General features: G+C 73.9%; 20 protein-coding genes. 8 read left to right on the forward strand and 12 right to left on the reverse strand.

What is annotated here, in order from left to right; all coding sequences use genetic code 11:
• Positions 1-60 precede the first annotated feature (60 nt).
• A complete protein-coding gene (locus Ae331Ps2_RS09290) occupies positions 61-1266 on the forward strand; it encodes an MFS transporter (RefSeq protein WP_075309465.1) in 1206 nt (401 codons plus the stop codon).
• Here the strand turns inward: Ae331Ps2_RS09290 and Ae331Ps2_RS09295 are convergent.
• Positions 1248-2096 (reverse strand): MBL fold metallo-hydrolase, encoded by an 849-nt coding sequence (locus Ae331Ps2_RS09295; protein ID WP_075309464.1) that lies wholly within the window; start codon positions 2094-2096, stop codon positions 1248-1250. The genes Ae331Ps2_RS09290 and Ae331Ps2_RS09295 overlap by 19 nt on opposite strands.
• 100 nt (positions 2097-2196) lie before the next feature.
• Here Ae331Ps2_RS09295 and Ae331Ps2_RS09300 point away from each other — a divergent pair, with 100 nt between their 5' ends.
• A complete protein-coding gene (locus Ae331Ps2_RS09300; RefSeq protein WP_075309462.1) occupies positions 2197-3039 on the forward strand; it encodes a helix-turn-helix domain-containing protein in 843 nt (280 codons plus the stop codon).
• Here the strand turns inward: Ae331Ps2_RS09300 and Ae331Ps2_RS09305 are convergent.
• Positions 3029-4303: an adenylosuccinate synthase gene (locus tag Ae331Ps2_RS09305; protein ID WP_075309460.1), complete on the reverse strand. Its 1275-nt coding sequence runs from the start codon at positions 4301-4303 to the stop codon at positions 3029-3031. The genes Ae331Ps2_RS09300 and Ae331Ps2_RS09305 overlap by 11 nt on opposite strands.
• Positions 4304-4507: 204 nt before the next feature.
• On the opposite strand from Ae331Ps2_RS09305, the gene Ae331Ps2_RS09310 reads away from it, so the two are divergent.
• Positions 4508-5089 (forward strand): hypothetical protein, encoded by a 582-nt coding sequence (locus Ae331Ps2_RS09310; protein WP_020622377.1) that lies wholly within the window; start codon positions 4508-4510, stop codon positions 5087-5089.
• Here the strand turns inward: Ae331Ps2_RS09310 and Ae331Ps2_RS09315 are convergent, their stop codons facing one another.
• The 7 genes from Ae331Ps2_RS09315 to fbaA form a co-directional block, all read right to left on the reverse strand.
• Positions 5090-6508, reverse strand: coding sequence for a WXG100 family type VII secretion target (locus tag Ae331Ps2_RS09315; protein ID WP_075329711.1), 1419 nt, complete (start codon positions 6506-6508; stop codon positions 5090-5092).
• Between the two features lie 10 nt (positions 6509-6518).
• Positions 6519-6848 (reverse strand): PE domain-containing protein, encoded by a 330-nt coding sequence (locus Ae331Ps2_RS09320; protein ID WP_075309456.1) that lies wholly within the window; start codon positions 6846-6848, stop codon positions 6519-6521.
• Positions 6849-6968: 120 nt separating this feature from the next.
• Positions 6969-7496 (reverse strand): DUF3558 family protein, encoded by a 528-nt coding sequence (locus tag Ae331Ps2_RS09325; protein WP_075309454.1) that lies wholly within the window; start codon positions 7494-7496, stop codon positions 6969-6971.
• A 74-nt stretch (positions 7497-7570) separates the two neighbouring features.
• Complete coding sequence (locus tag Ae331Ps2_RS09330) at positions 7571-8248, reverse strand: 1-acyl-sn-glycerol-3-phosphate acyltransferase (RefSeq protein ID WP_075309452.1); 678 nt, start codon at positions 8246-8248, stop codon at positions 7571-7573.
• A gap of 120 nt (positions 8249-8368) precedes the next feature.
• Positions 8369-9508, reverse strand: coding sequence for an aromatic acid exporter family protein (locus Ae331Ps2_RS09335; RefSeq protein ID WP_249265625.1), 1140 nt, complete (start codon positions 9506-9508; stop codon positions 8369-8371).
• A gap of 5 nt (positions 9509-9513) precedes the next feature.
• Positions 9514-9927, reverse strand: a complete 414-nt coding sequence (locus Ae331Ps2_RS09340; protein ID WP_020623386.1) for a DUF3151 domain-containing protein — start codon at positions 9925-9927, stop codon at positions 9514-9516.
• A gap of 71 nt (positions 9928-9998) precedes the next feature.
• The gene (fbaA, locus tag Ae331Ps2_RS09345; RefSeq protein WP_075309450.1) at positions 9999-11027 is read right to left on the reverse strand and encodes a class II fructose-bisphosphate aldolase; all 1029 of its coding nucleotides are present in this window, start codon (positions 11025-11027) and stop codon (positions 9999-10001) included.
• A 224-nt stretch (positions 11028-11251) separates the two neighbouring features.
• Here fbaA and Ae331Ps2_RS09350 point away from each other — a divergent pair, with 224 nt between their 5' ends.
• The 3 genes from Ae331Ps2_RS09350 to Ae331Ps2_RS34190 all read left to right on the forward strand — a co-directional run bounded on the left by Ae331Ps2_RS09350 (position 11252) and on the right by Ae331Ps2_RS34190 (position 13356).
• The gene (locus tag Ae331Ps2_RS09350) at positions 11252-11941 is read left to right on the forward strand and encodes an RNA polymerase sigma factor (protein ID WP_075312636.1); all 690 of its coding nucleotides are present in this window, start codon (positions 11252-11254) and stop codon (positions 11939-11941) included.
• Positions 11938-12282 (forward strand): hypothetical protein, encoded by a 345-nt coding sequence (locus Ae331Ps2_RS09355; RefSeq protein ID WP_075309448.1) that lies wholly within the window; start codon positions 11938-11940, stop codon positions 12280-12282. Before Ae331Ps2_RS09350 ends, Ae331Ps2_RS09355 begins: the two co-directional genes overlap by 4 nt.
• A gap of 69 nt (positions 12283-12351) precedes the next feature.
• Positions 12352-13356, forward strand: a complete 1005-nt coding sequence (locus Ae331Ps2_RS34190) for a DedA family protein (protein ID WP_083695394.1) — start codon at positions 12352-12354, stop codon at positions 13354-13356.
• A 47-nt stretch (positions 13357-13403) separates the two neighbouring features.
• Here the strand turns inward: Ae331Ps2_RS34190 and Ae331Ps2_RS09365 are convergent, their stop codons facing one another.
• Genes Ae331Ps2_RS09365 through Ae331Ps2_RS09375 form a run of 3 tightly spaced genes read right to left on the reverse strand, consistent with a single transcriptional unit; the run spans position 13404 to position 15378 of the window.
• On the reverse strand, positions 13404-14051 hold the full coding sequence (locus Ae331Ps2_RS09365; protein WP_075309446.1) for an RNA methyltransferase: 648 nt from the start codon (positions 14049-14051) through the stop codon (positions 13404-13406).
• On the reverse strand, positions 14048-14608 hold the full coding sequence (gene pyrE, locus Ae331Ps2_RS09370; protein ID WP_020625733.1) for an orotate phosphoribosyltransferase: 561 nt from the start codon (positions 14606-14608) through the stop codon (positions 14048-14050). Before pyrE ends, Ae331Ps2_RS09365 begins: the two co-directional genes overlap by 4 nt.
• Positions 14605-15378 carry an SDR family oxidoreductase gene (locus Ae331Ps2_RS09375; RefSeq protein WP_020625732.1) on the reverse strand — a complete coding sequence of 258 codons (774 nt, stop codon included), beginning with the start codon at positions 15376-15378 and terminating at the stop codon, positions 14605-14607. The genes pyrE and Ae331Ps2_RS09375 overlap by 4 nt, the downstream gene beginning before the upstream one ends.
• 153 nt (positions 15379-15531) lie before the next feature.
• Here Ae331Ps2_RS09375 and Ae331Ps2_RS09380 point away from each other — a divergent pair, with 153 nt between their 5' ends.
• Both Ae331Ps2_RS09380 and Ae331Ps2_RS09385 read left to right on the forward strand, forming a co-directional pair.
• A complete protein-coding gene (locus Ae331Ps2_RS09380) occupies positions 15532-17133 on the forward strand; it encodes an NAD(P)/FAD-dependent oxidoreductase (RefSeq protein ID WP_139318887.1) in 1602 nt (533 codons plus the stop codon).
• 15 nt (positions 17134-17148) lie between these two features.
• Positions 17149-17676 (forward strand): MarR family winged helix-turn-helix transcriptional regulator, encoded by a 528-nt coding sequence (locus Ae331Ps2_RS09385; protein WP_020625730.1) that lies wholly within the window; start codon positions 17149-17151, stop codon positions 17674-17676.

Genomic DNA, 17676 nt, shown 5'->3' on the forward strand with positions numbered 1-17676 from the left:
GTCGTCCCACGATCCGGGAACGAATGGCCGGATCGTGGGACGAATGCTTAGCGTGGGTACATGACCTCCGTCGACGTGACCCGGACCCGGCGTCGCTGGCTGGTGCTCACGGTGGGGGTGTTCGCGCAGACGGCGGCCTGCTCGTTCGTCTACGGGCTGCCGTTCGTGGTGCCGCTGCTGCGCGACTCGGCCGGGCTGACGCTGGCGCAGGCCGGTGCCTACGTCGGGGCCCCGACGGTGGGCCTGCTGTGCACCCTCGTCCTGTGGGGGGCGGCCGCGGACCGGTCCGGCGAACGCGGCGTGATGACGATCGGGCTCGTGCTGTGCGCGCTGGCCGTCGGGGCGGCCGCGCTGCTCCCGCTCGGGCCGGGCCCGGCGCTGCTGGTGCTGCTCGGGCTCGGCGGCGCGGGGGCCGCGTCGGTGTTCGCCGCCAGCGGCCGGATGGTGATGGGGTGGTTCGCCGTCCACGAGCGCGGGACCGCGATGGGCATCCGGCAGACCTCGCAGCCGCTGGGGGTCGCGGTGGCGGGCCTGACGCTGCCGACGCTCGGCGCAGCCGTCGGGCCGTTCCGGGCGCTGGCGCTGCCCGCGCTGCTGTGCCTGGTCGCGGCGGTGCTGGTGCTGACGCTGGCCCCGGATCCGCCCCGACCGCAGCGGCCTGCCGGTGCGGAGCCGGAGCGTTCCCCGTACCGGACGTCCGTACTGTGGCGGGTGCACGGCGCCAGCGCGCTGCTGGTCGTCTCGCAGTTCGCGGTGTCGGCGTTCGGCACCGAGTACCTGGTCCGGGAGCAGGGCTGGCACGTCGCCGCGGCGGGCGCCTTCGTCGCGTGCGGCCAGGTCGCCGGCGCGGCCGGGCGGATCGCGACCGGGGTCTGGTCGGACCGGGTCGGGTCGCGGCTGCGCCCGATGCGCCAGGTCGCGGTGGCCGCGACCCTGGTACTGCTGCTGTTCGCCCTCGGCGACGCCGTCGCCGGGTGGCTGGCGGTGACGATGCTGGCCGTCGGGGCGGTCGTCACCGTCGCCCCGAACGGCCTGGCGTTCACCAGCACCGCCGAGATCGCCGGCCCGGCCTGGTCCGGGCGTGCGCTGGGGGTGCAGAACACGGGGCAGAACGCCGTCGCCTCGGTCGTGCCGGCGGCCCTGGGGCTGCTGGTCGGCACGGCCGGCTACGCGGCGGCCTTCGCGATCGCCGCGGTCGCGCCGCTGGCCGCGGTGCTGGTCACCCCGGTCCGCGAGGAGCGACGGCGTCAGGGCGACGGCGTGTAGGCGAAACCGTCCCCGGCCCGGCGGACACGGCCGGGGGTGAAGTGCGACGGCAGCAGCAGCCCGCCGGAGCGGGCGAGGCGCTCGCACAGGTCGCGTCGGGTACGGGCAGCACGGGCCGGGTCGGCGTCGCCCGCCTGCGCGAGGTCGAGGTCGTCGAACTGCAGCGGGTGGTGCAGGACGTCGCCCCCGATCACCACCTCCGGCCCGTCGGGCGGCCCGATCTCGACGACGAGGTGGCCGGGGGTGTGCCCGGGCGCGGCACGCAGCCGCACCCCGTGACCGAGATCGACATCGACATTGACGCCGTCGCCGTCGCCGTCGCCGTCGCCGACCGGGTCGACCAGACCCGCGTCCAGGACCGGCGCGACGCTGTCCTCCCAGGTCCGGGCCAGTCCCTCGGCGACGCCGGAGCCGGGGGCCGAGCGGTGCACCGCACCCAGCCACGCCAGCTCGGCCCGGGACACCAGGTGCCGCGCCCCGGGGAAGGCCGGGCGGGCGTCGGCGGTGGTCAGCCCGCCGCAGTGGTCCGGGTGCAGGTGGGAGCAGACGACGACATCGATCTCCTCGGGCGCGACCCGTGCGGCGAGCCGGGCCGCGTACCCGGCGTCGAGCAGATGGTGGGCGGGCAGTCCGGGGCGGTGCCGGCCGTCACCGTTGCCGGCATCGACGAGGACGGTCAGGTCCGGGGTGCGGACGAGGTGGGTGGCGATCACCAGGGAGATCGGCCCGTCCGAGGGGTGGGCCGGGAACATCTCGCGGACGCCGAAGGGCCAGTCGTCGAGCTCGGTGATCCGCTCGACCGTCACGGGTCCGCGCAGCTGGATGGTCACGCCGTGATCGTCGGTGCCTCCGGCGCGATGCGGGAGTCCCCGGCCCGGGGTATCCCGCGCAGGGAGTGGCTCGGGTCGCTCCGGTGCGGACAATGGGGTCGTGACGGCTCTCGGCGAGTTCCTGGCGGCGCGACGGGCACGGCTCGATCCCGACGCGTTCGGGCTGCCGACGACCGGCGCGCGGCGGGTCCCCGGGCTCCGCCGGGAGGAGCTGGCCGGTCTCGCCGGGGTCAGCCCGTCGTACTACACGCGGCTCGAACAGGGACACTCCCGCGGTGCCTCCCCCGCGGTGCTCGACGCCATCGCCCGGGTGCTGGCCCTGGACGAGGGCGAGCGGGCCCACCTGCACCGGATCGCCGCGACGGCGGCCCGCCCCGTCTCGCTGCGCAGCGCACCGCCCGAGTGCGTCGACGCCCGTACCGCCGACCTGCTGGCCGCCATGCCGGACGTGCCCGCGCTCGTCCTCGGCCGGTCCGGGGACGTCCTGGCCTGGAACCCGCTCGGGCACGCGCTGCTCGCGGCGCACCTGGATCCGCTCTCCCCGGCCTGCCCGCGGCACCGCCCGAACCTGGTCGCGATGGCGGTGCTGGACCCGCACGTGCGGGCCCTCTACGCCGATCCGGTCGCCCGCACCCGCGCCCTGGTGGCCGCCCTGCGCCTGGCGGCCGGGCGCCGCCCCGACGACGCGCGGCTGTCCGCGCTGGTCGGGGACCTGTCCGTGCGCAGCGACGAGTTCGCCCGGCTGTGGGCCGACCATCGGGCGCACCCCTGCGCACAGGAACGGCACACGCTGCGACATCCGCTGGTCGGCGAGCTGACGCTCGACCACCAGGTGCTCGACGTCGGCCGGACGCCCGACCGGACGGTGCTGGTGCTGACCGCACCGCCCGGCAGCCCGGACCGCGACGCGCTCGGGCTGCTGGCGCGGCAGGTCAGCGGGTGATCGTCTGGTCCCGCCCGGGGCCGACGCCGATCGCGGACACCGGCGCGCCGGTGAGCTCCTCGATCCGCGCCACGTAGGCCTGGGCGGTGGCCGGCAGGTCCTCCCAGGTGCGGGCGGCGGACAGGTCCTCGACCCAGCCGGGCATCTCCTCGTAGACCGGGACGGCATGGTGGAAGCCGGTCTGGGTCATCGGCATCTCGTCGACGCGGTGGCCGTCGACCTCGTAGCCGACGCAGATCGGCACCGACTCCAGCCCGGACAGCACGTCCAGCTTGGTCAGGAAGAGGTCGGTGATGCCGTTGACCCGCACCGCGTAGCGCCCGATGACGGCGTCGAACCAGCCGCAGCGCCGCGCACGGCCGGTGTTCACACCGACCTCGCCGCCGGTCTTGCGGAGGAACTCGCCCATCTCGTCGTGCAGCTCGGTCGGGAACGGGCCGGAGCCGACGCGGGTGGTGTAGGCCTTCAGGATCCCGATCACGCGGGTGATCTTGTTCGGGCCGATGCCGGACCCGACCGACGCGCCGCCCGCGGTCGGGTTCGAGCTGGTCACGAAGGGGTAGGTGCCGTGGTCGACGTCGAGCAGGGTGCCCTGCGACCCCTCCAGCAGCAGCGTCTCGCCGCGCTCCAGGGCCTCGTTCAGGAGCAGCCGGGTGTCGACGATCTTGTCGGCGAACTCCTTCGACTGCTCCAGGACGGTGTCGACGACCTCGTTGAAGTCCAGCGCGCGCCGGTTGTAGACCTTGACCAGGATCTGGTTCTTCAGCTCGAGGGCGGCCTCGACCTTCTGGTGCAGGATCTTCTCGTCGAGCAGGTCCGCGGCGCGGACGCCGACCCGGGCGACCTTGTCCTGGTACGCCGGGCCGATGCCGCGACCGGTGGTGCCGATCTTGGCCTTGCCCAGGTAGCGCTCGGTGACGCGGTCGATCGCCACGTGGTACGGCATGATCAGGTGCGAGTCGGCCGAGATCAGCAGGCCGGAGGTGTCGACGCCGCGCCGCTCCAGGCCCGCCTTCTCCTCGATCAGCGCCTCGGGGTTCACGACGACCCCGTTGCCGATCACGTTCTTCACGCCCGGGGACAGGATCCCGGACGGGATGAGCTTCAGCGCGAAGTCGCGACCGTCCGGCGTGACGACGGTGTGGCCGGCGTTGTTGCCGCCCTGGTAGCGGACGACCCAGCCGAACTGTCCGCCCAGCAGGTCCGTCGCCTTGCCCTTGCCCTCGTCGCCCCACTGGGCGCCGATCAACACGATTGCGGGCATGTAAGAGACTCCAGTTCACACACGCTCGTCACGGTCGCGGACCCGGGCGTGATTTCCGGTTTCCGCGGCGAGGAGGGTACTCGATCAGTGGTTCCGACCGATCCCGAAGCGGTGCTCCTCGACTGCCTGCCGCAGCGGCGTCACCGTCTTCCCTTCCACGGTATCCGGCCCGGCGCGCGGCGGGAACGCCCACCGTCGTCGCTGGTGTCCGATCCCGCGGTGCGTTCGGTCACCGTGGGTCCGCGCCCCGGGAAGGCGGAGGTCGACGCCCTCCTCCCGGCGCGGCGGCTCATCGTGCACGGTGACGACGCCGACCTCGCCGCCGTGCTTGTCCGGTTGCTGCGTCGCGACGCCCTCGACACCGAGGTCGCCTACCTGCCGGTGTCGCGCCGGTCCCGCGCCGCCGCGAACTGGGGACTCCCGACCCGGTTCGACGACGCCGTCGCCCTGGCCCGGTCCGGCGCCGCCCGCGAGATGCCGCTGGTGCGCGACGACAACGGCGGTGTCCTCGCCGGCCGCGGGGAGATCCCCGACCTCTACGGCGAGGCCTACTGCGATGCGACGCGGGTGCTGCACGGCCGCGTGAAGACGCTCGTCGTCGACGCAGGGCCGGAGGGAGTCCAGGTGCGTGCGGGGCGTGGGGTGACCGGAGCGACCGGGCGGGCGATCCAGATCGGGACGACGGGTGCGACGCCCGTCCGGGACGGCGTCCCGCACCCGCGGGAGATCAAGCGCTGGGCCTGGTACAAGCACACCGAGCCGTGGCGACCGGTGCTGCCGGGCTGATCAGCGGCCGGGGTCCTCGGGGGCGAGGACGGCGTCGGTCGCGGTGACACCGACGTCGAACACCTCGTCGGTGGGGACGACGTAGCGGTTGCGGTGGTCCTGCCCGTCCGCACGACCTCCCGGGACGCCACCGGTCATCGGGCCGTAGCCGGCGGCGCCACCCCGTGCCTCCGACGCCCGGGTGCCGGTCCACGGTTCGGCCGCACCGCCGCTCCGCGGGCCGGTGGTACGGGGCTCGGTACCCCACGCCGTCCCGGACCCCACACGGCTCCCCGGCGAGTGCGGCTCGGCCGAGCCCCCCGGCAGCCGCGCGGTGCCGCGGGACTCGCCGAACGGGGAGCCGTAGCCGCCCCGGCCCGCACCGGTGCCGCCACCGTAGGAGCCGGTCCCGCCGGGGCGGGGCTCCGCGACGGGCCGGACGAGCTGCTGCCGCCGGGCCTGGTCACCGAACCGGCGTGCGAGGGCCTCGCGGGTACGGGCGGCATCCGGCACCGGGGCCCGGGGCGGGATCCGCGTGCGGTCCGGAGCGGGCGGGGTGCGGAAACCCGGGGCCGGGACACCCCCTCCACCGGTGCTCGACGCCGGTCCGTTCGCCAGCGGAACGACGGGCGAGGGCCCGCCACCGGATCCGGCCGCGGGTCCGGCCGCCGGTCCGGGACTGCCACCCGGCCCTCCCCCGAGGGCTCCGCCTGCCCCGCCGACCGCCGGGCCGGGGGGCGCCGAACCGCCCGGGGGAAGCCCGATCCCGGCCGGTCCCGGCACCGCGGCGGAGCCGCTGTCCGGAGGGACGGGGACGTTCGCGCCGACGGACACGCCGGGCTGCGGCCCCGATGCCCCGCCGCCCCCGGACGTCGCATCCGGGGTCGAGCCGGCCGGGGGCGCGGCGGCGGCCTCGGTGGTGAAGCGGTCGTCGATGGCCGAGGTCTCGGACTCGTACTGCTGGAGCGCGCGGTTCGCGATCTCGTCGTTGATCTGGTTGTGCTCGGCGATGGTGACGTGGTCCGTGCCCCGGCCCTGGAGGGACTGCCAGGCCTCGCTGATGTTGTCGCCCGCGCGCTGGATCCAGGAGAACTCGGCCGGGTCCATGAACCGGACCTGACCGCGCATGCGCTCGAACGCGCTGCCGTGGTCGAGCATGCGGTCGGCGCCGTTCTGGGCGACGGTCGCGGTGCCGTCGACGCCGGTCGCGGTGCGGTCCAGGGATTCCTGGGCCGCCTGTGCGGCGGGGCCCTGCCACGAGATGCCGAGGTCGGCCATGCCCCGGTCGAGGGTCTGCTTGGTCGCCGCCATGTCGTCGACGAGGGAACGCAGGCTGTCCGCCGTCTGCCGGGTCGCCTCGGCGCCCGGTTTGCCGAGGATCCATGCCGACTTCGTGGCAATGTCGAAGGCTTCGTAGTTGTAGCAGCGAGGAAGGGGCACGGTCGGGTCCCTAACGCTCGAGCAGCGGGCCGGTGGACGGGGGAGCGGTGGACTTCAGGGCCGCCGTGTTCTCGTCCTCGATCAGGCCGTACTCCTGGGCGGCCTGCTTGAGTCGGTCACGCGCCTCCTGAACCTCGTCCATGTAGTCGACATGAGCACTCGTGATCGAATCGATCTTCGGCTGGAAGACGGCAACGGCATCGAGCGAAACCGGGTCTGCCCCACACGGCGGAACGTTCTTCAGATTGGCCACCTGTTGCCGACTCTTCTGCATTGCCCTGAACTGCTCATCCATTCGCCGATATACGCCCATGATGTTGCCCGGATCAATCTGCAACATGAGCGAATCACTGGCCGACCCCCGCGGTTCTTGAGCAGACCTCTTCATACGGTGAAGAGTAGGCCGATCAACGTGCGGCGAGGCGACATCGGCCACGAACGTTCGCAACCGCAAATCTGATCAGCGCGATCGGGCAGCATCCAGGTAGCTCTGAGCCAACGCTTCAGCTCGGGCACAGACATCGTCCATCGATCCGCGAGTCTGCTCGTCGTACCCGAAGTCCTGAACCTGAACTCGGACGCTGGCGGTGTCTGCCGCGTCCAGGTAGAGGCTGCACAACGGCGCCGAGTCCTCACTCTCAACCATCCGCACGGCCCCGAAACCACCGACGACAGTGACCGTGGCGCCCTGTGCCGTCACGATCTTCGATGCTGCGGTCTGAATCGTCTGGACGCTGTAGTTCTCCACGGTGTCGTAATTGCCCCACCCGCACACACGACTGGGACCGTCCGCGAGGGCAACAACCGAGGGCTCATCGCCCTCGACACCGAAGCGTTGTCGAAGCTCGGGGGTCATCGCCACACAGGGATCAATGTTCGCCACGTCGATCTCCGCCGGCCGCGGCGGAAACGGCCCCTCCGGCTCCGCAGCCCCACACCCCACGACCACCCCGCACACCACCAGCAGGACGAGAACGAGTCGGACCACCAGCGACGCTCCCCCCGACAGGAACAGGACCGCAGCAGGCTAGCCCGCCGCCGTCGTCCCCGGGCCCGTTCCGGTCAGGCCGCGGCCGCCGAGTCGTCCGGACGCCGGTGGTAGCTGTCCACATAGGTCTGCTCCGACAGGTCCGCGATGGCGTCCATGATCTCGTCGGTGACCGCGCGCCGGATCGCCGGCGCGCCCTCCAGCCCGTCGTAGCGGCTGAACTCCAACGGCCGCCCGAAGCGGATCTCGACGCGGGCCAGGCGCGGGAACAGCCGTCCGATCGGCTGCACGCGCTCGGTCCCGATCAGGCCGACGGGCACGACGACGGCTCCCGTCGACAGGGCCAGCGACGCGACGCCGGTGTGCCCGCGGTGCAGCTTGCCGTCGAGGGAGCGGGTGCCCTCCGGGTAGATGCCGAACGCACCGCCGCGCTCCAGGACCTCGCGTCCGGCCGCGAGTGCGGCGAGACCGGCACGAGCGTTGGCCCGGTCGACCGGGATGTAGCCGAGCGCTCCCAGGAACGCCGCCATCAGGCGTCCGCGCAGGCCACGACCGGTGAAGTACTCGGCCTTGCCGAGGAAGGCGACCTTGCGCGGGGCGACGAGCGGGATGAACGCCGTGTCGACAGCCGCGCGGTGGTTCGCTGCGAGGATCACCGGCCCGGTGGCCGGGATGCGGTCCGCCCCGCGCACACAGGGCCGCCACACGAGCCGGACGACTGGCGCGAGGACGTAGCGGATGAACAGCTGCACCGTGAACCCCGATCGATGAGCGACGTCCACAACTCCGTGCAGGGGGACCCGACGTCCCGGCGCCGAACGACGCCCGATTCTGCTCCGTGACCGACCGGTGACGGAAGCCCCGCAGCCCGTTCAGTCCACGTCAGGATCGGCGAACTGGGCCCGCAGCGCCCGCAACGCCTCGCTGCGGGTCATCCCGGTCGCCTGCAGCAGGTCGATCGCGATCGAGCGGACCTGCGCGACGAGCACCGCCGCCGACCCCGCGGGCGCCGTCTGACCCTCCGCCGGCCGCACGACGACCGCACCCGGGTCGGCGAGGACCGGCGCGTGCTGCACGGCCTCCAGGATCGGGCCGCGGGCCTTCTCCCGGTCGCCGTCCTGCCCGAGCTCCCCGATCAGCGCCTCGACGGCGGCGGCCAGCTCGGTGATGGCGTCCGGCAGACCGGGCGGGACCGGTTCGCCGCCCTCGATCGCGGTCATCGCGCGCCGGGCGAGCACCCGGGCGTTGCGGTGGGCATAGTCGGCCCGTTCGGCGAGGGTCCGGTAGCGGCGCAGCATGGCCCGGCGCGGCCGGTGCATCGGCGAGACCGTCACGACCTCGCCCGCGGAGCTGACGGCGGTGCGCAGCTCGTCGATGACGGCCTGGGTGTCGCGGGCCCGGGCCAGCGCCCGCGACGCGTTCTCCCGGTCGCCCTCGCGCAGCGCCGTCGCGGTCTCGGTGAGCACGGTGACGAGGTCGTCGAGCACCCGGCGGGCGACCCGGCGGACGATCCGGACCGGGTGCGCGGGGATGACCGCGGCCACCAGGATCCCGGCGAGGCCGCCGATCAGTGCGTCGATGCAGCGGTCGATCCCGCCGGTCTCGGTGGGCGGGAGCAGCGTCGTCACCAGCACCGCGGAGACCGCGGCCTGGTTGACGAACAACGTGCCGCCGTCGGTGAAGACCGCGACGACCAGCGCGAGCGCGACGACGAGCACCAGCTGCCAGAGGCCGCTGCCGATCCGCGCGATCAGCAGGTCACCGACCAGCACCCCGATGCTGACCCCGACGACGAGCTCGGCGGTGCGGCGCAGCCGCGAGTTGAGCGACATGCCCAGGCTGAGCACGGCCGCGATCGGCGCGAAGAACGGCCGCGTGTGACCGACCAGGTCACCGGCCACCCAGAGGGCGAGCCCGGCGGCCATGGAGCACTGCAGGATCGGCAGCCACGACGCGCGGACGCGCCGGGCGCCGGCCCGGCCACGTGAGCGGATCCGGTCCCACGCGGCCACGGGCGTCAGGACACGCCGAGGGCGGCGAGCGCCTCCGGGTCCGAGTCGGAGATCAGCGTGCGCAGCCGCTCGACCTCGGGGGCCTCCCCGATCGCCGTGGCGGCGCGCAGCAGCGCCCCGCAGGACCGCAGGAAGCCCTGGTTCGGCTCGTGCGACCACGGGACCGGGCCGAAGCCCTTCCAGCCGTTGCGGCGCAGCTGGTCCAGGCCACGGTGGTAACCGGTGCGGGCGTAGGCGTACGCGGCCACGGTCTCGCCGGCGTCGAGGGCGCGCTCGGCGAGCACCGCCCAGGCAATCGACGACGACGGCGACCCCGCCGCCACCTCCGACGGGTCCTTGCCCGCCGCCAGGTCCGCCGCCGCGGGGTCGACCGGGAGGCGCGTGTCGTCGGGCTCGAGCAGGTTGCCGTGCAGACTCATGGCGCCATCCTGGCGCGTGCCCACCGGTCGTCGCCAACCGGTGGGCACGCGAGGAGGATCCGGACCAGGGCTCAGAGGGCCTTGCCGGCCGACTTCAGGGACTCGCAGGCCTCGATGACGCGCTCGCTCATCCCGACCTCGGCCTTCTTCAGGTACGACCGCGGGTCGTAGACCTTCTTGTTGCCGACCTCGCCGTCGATCTTGAGCACGCCGTCGTAGTTCTCGAACATGTGCGACACGATCGGCCGGGTGAAGGCGTACTGGGTGTCGGTGTCGACGTTCATCTTCACGACGCCGTAGGTCAGCGCCTCGTGGATCTCCTCGAGCAGCGAGCCGGAGCCGCCGTGGAAGACCAGGTCGAACGGCTTGGCGCCGGCGTCGAGACCCAGCTTCTGCACGGCCACCTCCTGGCCCTGCTTGAGGATCTCCGGGCGGAGCTTCACGTTGCCCGGCTTGTAGACGCCGTGCACGTTGCCGAAGGTCGCGGCCAGCAGGTAGCGGCCCTTGTCGCCGGCACCGAGGACGTCGACGGTGCGCTCGTAGTCGCCGGGGGCGGTGTAGAGCTTGTCGTTGATGTCGTTCGCGACGCCGTCCTCCTCACCGCCGACGACGCCGATCTCGACCTCGAGGATGATCTTCGCCTTGGCCGCCTGCTCCAGGAGCTCGGCCGCGATCTTCAGGTTCTCCTCGAGCTCGACCGCGGAGCCGTCCCACATGTGCGACTGGAACAGCGGGTTCTGCCCCTTGTCCACGCGCTCCTGGCTGATCGCGATCAGCGGACGCACGAACGAGTCCAGCTTGTCCTTGGGGCAGTGGTCGGTGTGCAGCGCGATGTTGACCGGGTACTTGTCCGCGACGACGTGCGCGAACTCGGCGAGCCCGACCGAACCGGTGACCATGTCCTTCACCCGGGTGCCGGACAGGAACTCCGCACCACCGGTCGAGACCTGCACGATGCCGTCGGAGCCCGCCTCCGCGAACCCGCGCAGCGCCGCGTTGAGGGTCTCGGTGCTGGTCACGTTGATCGCCGGGTAGGCGAACTCGCCGCTCTTGGCGTTGTCCAGCATCTGGTTGTAGATCTCGGGCGTGGCGATGGGCACGGGGCCTGCCTCCTCGTCGTCGGCGGTCGCTGCTCCGCGCAGCGCTCCTTGTCTCCGGGTGAGTATCACGTACCCACGGCGAAGGGGGAGCCATCGTCGGTGATGGGCCTGGTCTCACCGCGGACGACGTCGCCGACCGCCGCAACGGGTGACACTGCTGCGTGAGACTGCTGCACCGGGCAATGCTGCGAAGGCTGTCGGTGGTGGTCGCTAGGGTGGTGGTCGTGGAGGAGGAGCGCGCCGAGAACGCCGTCGACCGGACGCTGGGCCGGTTGCGCGCCATCGACAGCCGACCGGCGCCCGAGGGCACCGGGCCGCATCAGTTCGCCCCGGGCACGGCGTCCGACCCGGTCGACGGGCCGGGTGGATCCGGGGCCCGGCAGGGACCGGACACGCCGCTGACCCTGGCCGACCTCTACCGCGACCACCGGCTGCGGCTCATGCGCCTCGCGATGCTGCTGGTGGACATCCCGGCCACCGCGGAGGACGTGGTGCAGGAGGCGTTCACCGGCCTGCACCGGCACTGGTCCGGGCTGCGGGACGAGACCGCCGCCGTCGCCTACCTGCGCGCGGCCGTGGTGAACGGGTCGCGCTCGGTGCTGCGGCGCCGTCGCACGGCGCGCGAGTACGCGCCCCCGCACGCGGCGAACGCCCGCTCGGCGGAGTCGCTGGCCATGCTGTCGGCCGAGCACCAGTCGGTCGTCGACGCGCTGGCCCAGCTCCCGCCGCGCCAGCGCGAGGTCCTCGTCCTGCGCTACTACGGCGGGCTGACCGAGTCCGAGATCTCCGAGGCCGCAGGGATGAGCCGCGGCACGGTGAAGTCCACCGCCAGCCGCGCGCTCGACGCCGTCGCCCGGATCATGGCCGAGCGCGCCGGGACCGAGGCCGTCCGGCGCCCGGGAGAGCTGCGATGACCGGCCCCCAGCCGCCGCAGCCCGGCCGCGACGACGCCGCCCGCCGGATCGGCGAGGCGCTCCAGGCCCAGGCCCGCGGGCGCCCGATGCCGCAGCGTCCCGCAGCGGGCCCGGCCCCCGTGCCACCGCGCGTTCCCGGCCGGATCCCGCCACCGGTCCCGCGTCCCGCGCCGCCCCCGCAGCGCCGGCCGCAGCAGGCCCCGGCGCCGGCGCCCGCCCGTTCGGCGACCGGCCAGATCGTCTGGGCCGCCGTGATCGCGCTGCTCCTCGGTGCCCTGCTCGGCGGGGGTCTCGCGCTGGTCTCGGTGCTCCTGCCGGGTGCGCTGCCCGCCCTCGGCTGAACCGCTCACAGCACCTCCACAGCGACGGCCGCGTCGGTCCCCGTCACCCGGCCGGTACCGTTTCTCGACGTGACGGTTCTCGCCGCGACGCAGACGCTCGCCCTCGGTCCCGACTGGCTCGACCCGGCGGTGATCATCGAGTCCCTGGGACCGTGGGCCCTGGTGGGCGTCGCCGCGATCATCTTCGCGGAGTGCGGGCTCCTGCTCGGGTTCTTCCTCCCGGGCGACTCGCTGCTGTTCACCGCGGGCCTGTTCGTGGCGCAGGGCGCGATCGACGTCCCGCTGTGGCTGGTCAGCCTGGTGCTGGTGGTGTCGGCCTTCGCCGGCAACGCCGTCGGCTACGGGATCGGCTACCGCGCCGGCCCGGCGATCTTCGACAAGCCCAAGTCGAAGCTGTTCAACCCCAAGCACGTCGAGAAGACCCACGAGTTCTTCGAGAAGTACGGCAACCGGGCCATCGTCCTGGGCCGGTTCGTGCCGATCGTGCGGACCTTCATCACCGTCAGCGCGGGCGTCGCGCGGATGGACCCGAAGCGGTACCTGACGTACTCGCTGATCGGCGGCGTCGCCTGGGCGGCGGGCGTGACGGTGCTGGGCTACTTCCTCGGCCAGTTCACCTTCGTCCGTGAGCACATCGACCTGATCCTGATCGCGATCGTGCTGGTCTCGGTGCTGCCGATCGTGTTCGAGGTGCTGCGGGCGCGGGCCACGTCGAAGCGCGGGGGTCCCGCCGGCCCGGTCGACGGCGTCGCGGGCGCCGCGGCCGGTGCTGCCGCCGCCACCGTCACCGGCCACAGCGCCGACGACGACCCGGCCGCGGTCACCATGCAGATGCCCGCCGTCGGGAACGGCCCGGCGCCGCAGCACGGGCAGCCCCGGGACGGTCGGGCCCCGCACGCACCGCAGCCCGGTCGCGCACCGCAGTCCGGTTACGCCCCGCAGAGTGGTCACGCCCCGCAGCACGGCGGGCCCGCGCCCCGGCCCGGCGCCGGGCCCCGTCCCCAGGACGGCACCGAGCCGCCGTACCGCCACACCACCGGCCGTCCCGCGATGCCGCCCCGCGCGGGCGGCTGAGCGTCGACCGGCACGTTTCCGCCCCCGGCGGGGCGGAAACGTGCTGATCACCAGGCGTCGGACAGGTCCGCGTGCTCGCGGATCCAGCTGTGCATCACGATGCCGGACGCCACGCCGGCGTTGACCGAGCGCGTCGAGCCGAACTGGGCGATCGACACGACCAGGTCCGCGGCGTCACACAGCTCCGGGGAGAGTCCCGGACCCTCGGCGCCGAACACCAGCACGCAGTCCCGCGGCAGCGACGTCCGCTCCAGCCGGGCCGCCCCCGCGACGTTGTCCACCGCGACCACGGCCAGACCGTGCTCCCTGGCGAACGCGACGAGCCCGCCGGCGTCGGCGTGGTGGTGCAGCCGCAGGTAGCGGTCGGTGACCATCGCGCCGCGCCGGTTCCACCGCCGTCGTCCGACGATGTGCACGCCGGCGACGCCGAAGGCGTTCGCCGTGCGCACCACCGTGCCGATGTTGTGGTCGTGGCCGAGGTTCTCGATCGCCACGTGGAACGGGTGCGCCCGGCGCGCCAGGTCCGCCGCGACCGCCTCGCGGCGCCAGTAGCGGTAGCGGTCGACGACGTTGCGCCGGTCCCCCTGCTCCAGCAGCTCCGGGTCCCAGTGGTCGCCGTCGGGCCACGGCCCGGCCCACGGGCCCACCCCGACCTGGCCGGGGACCGACCACTCGCTGGGCCCTGGCTCGCTCATCCCAGCTGCAGGTCCGCCAGCCCCAGCAGCGCGCGGTACGGCACGCCCTCGGCCTCGACCGCCTCCCGGGCGCCGGTGTCGCGGTCGACGACCGTGCACACGCCGACGACGTCGGCGCCGGCCGCCAGCACCGATCGGACCGCGGTCAGGACCGAGCCGCCGGTGGTGGAGGTGTCCTCGACGACCAGCACCGGGAGACCGGCGATGTCCGGGCCCTCGATGAGCCGCTGCATACCGTGCTTCTTGGTCTCCTTGCGGACGACGAACGCGTCGACCGGGTCGGTGTCCGGCTCGGCCGCCGCCGCGTGCAGCACCGCCGTCGCGACCGGGTCCGCGCCGAGTGTCAGCCCACCCACCGACCGGTAGGTCCAGTCCGCGGTGAGCTCGCGCAGCAGCCGCCCGATCAGCGGGGCCGCCTCGTGGTGCAGCGTGACGCGGCGCAGGTCGATGTAGTAGTCGGCCTCCGCGCCGGAGGAGAGCGTGACCCGCTCGTGGACGACGGCGATCTCCCGGACCAGCGCGGCCAGCCGGGAACGGTCGGTGTGTGCGGAACTCATGTGCGATCCCTGTCGAACGTCGCCGTGATGCGTCGCAGCAGGCCCCGGGGCAGCACCCCGGTCGCCCCCACGATCGCCTTGTACTGCCGGGAGGGCACCGAGACGACCCGGCCCCGGCCGAGGTCGGCGAGCGCCTCGTCGACGACCTGGGAGGCCTCCAGCCACAGCGGGCCGCGGCGGGCGCCGACGTCGATGCCGGCACGCTCGTGGAACTCGGTGCGCACGTAGCCGGGACACAGCACCATCGCGCGCACCCCGGTGCCCTGCAGCGACGCGGCGACGCCCTCGGTGAAGGAGATGACCCACGCCTTGTCGGCCGCGTAGGTGGAGCCGCGCCCGGCCAGGAAGCCCGCGACGCTGGCGACGTTCAGCACCGCGCCGGTGCCGCGGTCGACCATTCCGGGCAGCACGGCCCGGGTCAGCTCCAGCACGGCGGCCACGTTGACCTGCAGCTGCCGGGCCAGGTCGGCGGCGTCGTTGTCCAGGAACGACGAGCCCAGCGCGAGCCCGGCGTTGTTGACGAGCAGGTCGACCGGGGCGAGGTCGGGATCGGCGAGGCGGCGCACGACGCGGGCCCGCTGGTCCGGTTCCGACAGGTCGGCGGGCAGCACCTCGACGACCACGCCGAGGTCGCGGTAGCGCTGCGCGGCGGCCTGGAGGCGGTCGGCGTCGCGCGCCACGAGCACGAGGTCGCGGCCGTCGGCGGCGAGCCGATCGGCGAACGCGGCACCGATCCCCGACGACGCGCCCGTGATCATGACGGAGGGCACGCGGAGAGCCTAGTGCGTCCGCACCCGACCGGCGCAGGCGCGACGGTGGCCGACGGGCCCGGTGTGACCCGCACGACACGGGTGTCCGGCGACCTGCGTGAGACCGGCCGCTCTCGCGTGCCGGTGCACCACGAAGCCTTTACCGTCGAGGCCATGACGTCCGAGGCGCTGCCGATCCAGCGGCCGGTCGATCCCGCCGCTCCCCCCGGCTCCTGCGACGGACCGCACGGCCCGTCACCCCGTCATTCGAGGGTCGCGGTCGTGGGGGCCGGGTTCACCGGACTCGCCGTGGGCCTGGCCCTGCTACGGCGGGGTGTGCACGACTTCGTCCTGCTGGAGCGGGCCGACGACGTCGGCGGCGTGTGGCGCGACAACACCTATCCCGGGGTCGGCGTCGACACGCCGTCGCCGCTGTACCAGCTGCGGGCCATGACCAACCCGGACTGGAGCGACCTCTACGCACCCGGCCACGAGGTGCAGGACTACGCACGGCGCCTGGCCCGCTCGACCGGTCTGCTCGACCACGTCCGCTTCGACGCCGACGTGCTGTCCGCGCGCTGGGACCCCGCGGACGCCCGCTGGCGGATCGCGACCCCGTCCGGCGAGTTCACCGCGGACGTGCTGGTCAGCGCGGCGGGGCTGGTCGCGGACCCGAAGCTGCCCGACGTCGAGGGCCTCGCGGACTTCCCCGGACCGGTGTTCCACTCGGCCCGCTGGGACCACGACGCGGACCTGACCGGCTCGCGCGTCGCGGTCGTCGGGACCGGGGCGACGGCGGTCCAGCTCGTCCCCGAGCTGCAGCCGCGCGTCGCCGAGCTGCACGTCCTGCAGCGCACCCCGGCCTGGATCCTCCCCAAGCCCGAGCGGCCCGTCGGTGAGCGCACCCGTCGCACGCTGGCGGCGAACCCGCTGCTGTGCCGGATGCAGTTCGACGTCATGTACGTCGGCGCCGAGCTGCTCGCCGCCACCCGCCGGTCGCGGCTGCTGCGCGAGGCGCTCACCCGGGTCGGCCGCCGGCACCTCGCCGCCCAGACACCCGACCCGCAGCTGCGTGCCCGGCTGACCCCCGACTTCGACTACGCCTGCAAGCGGCCGCTGGTCTCGAACGACTACCTGCCCGCGATGAGCGCGCCGAACACGACGCTGCACACCGGAGGACTCACCCGGGTCGAGGGGCGGACCGTCGTCTCCGGCGACGGCAGCCGCGCCGAGGTCGACGCGATCGTGCTGACCACCGGGTTCGAGGTCGGCGCGACCGCCCCGATCGCGCGCCGCATCCACGACGCGCACGGCCGCTCGCTGCACGACCACTGGGGTTCCTACCCGCGCGCCTACCTGGGGATGAGCTACCCCGGTTTCCCGAACCTGTTCCTGATGCAGGGTCCGAACGCGACCAGCGGGGCCAGTTCGACACTGCTGTTCTCCGAGGCCCAGGCCCGCTACGTCGCCGACGCCGTGTGCCGGATGGCGGCCGAGGGCATCCGCGCGCTCGACGTGAAGCCCGCCGTCGAGGAGCGCTGGACGCGGCGGATCCGGCGCCGGTCGGCCCGCACCGTGTACGAGACCGGCGGCTGCTCCAGCTACTACCAGAACGACGAGGGCGTCAACGTCGTGATGTGGCCGGCCAACACCGCGGAGTACCAGCTGCGGACCCGCCGGTTCCGGCTGTCGCCGTTCGACGTCGAGCGGGGCCGGACCGGTGCCGGGCGCCCGCTGCACCCGTTGCGCCCGGTCCGGCTCGCCGCGACGGCCTGACCGTAAGATCGGCCGGTGCCCACCGGAGGCGACCGCACACCCGAGCCCGCATCGCCGGACCTGGTCGGCTCCTTCTCCGACGCCTGCGAGGCCGTCTACCGGCGGATGCACCGTAACCGGGCCCGTGCGTCGGCGTTACGGGCCGACGGTGCGTCCCTGTCCGATGCCGAGTTCGCAGTGATCACCCCGCTGACCGAGGCCCCGGGACTGACCGTGGGCAGGCTCGCGGCCGAGGTCGGGGTCAGCTCGCCGACGCTGAGCCGGTCCTTGTCCAGGCTGGAGGACGGCGGGCTCGTGGTGCGCGAACGGGTGGGTCCGTCCGGGCACCGGGTCGAGGTGCGGGTGACCGACGCCGGGCTCCGGGCGTGGGCGCAGGCACGCGACCGGACCATGGCCCGCCAGCGGCAGGCGCTGGAGATGCTGCCGCCCGGGCGGCGCGACGCCGTCGTCGTCGCGCTGCGGGAGCTGGCCGCAGCGATCGACGCGGCGGACGCCGCGGGGCCGGACGGCACGGCGCCCGGCACCCCGGTCCGCCCGGCCTGA

The sequence above is a fragment of the Pseudonocardia sp. Ae331_Ps2 genome (genome assembly GCF_001932405.1).
Lineage (GTDB): Bacteria > Actinomycetota > Actinomycetes > Mycobacteriales > Pseudonocardiaceae > Pseudonocardia.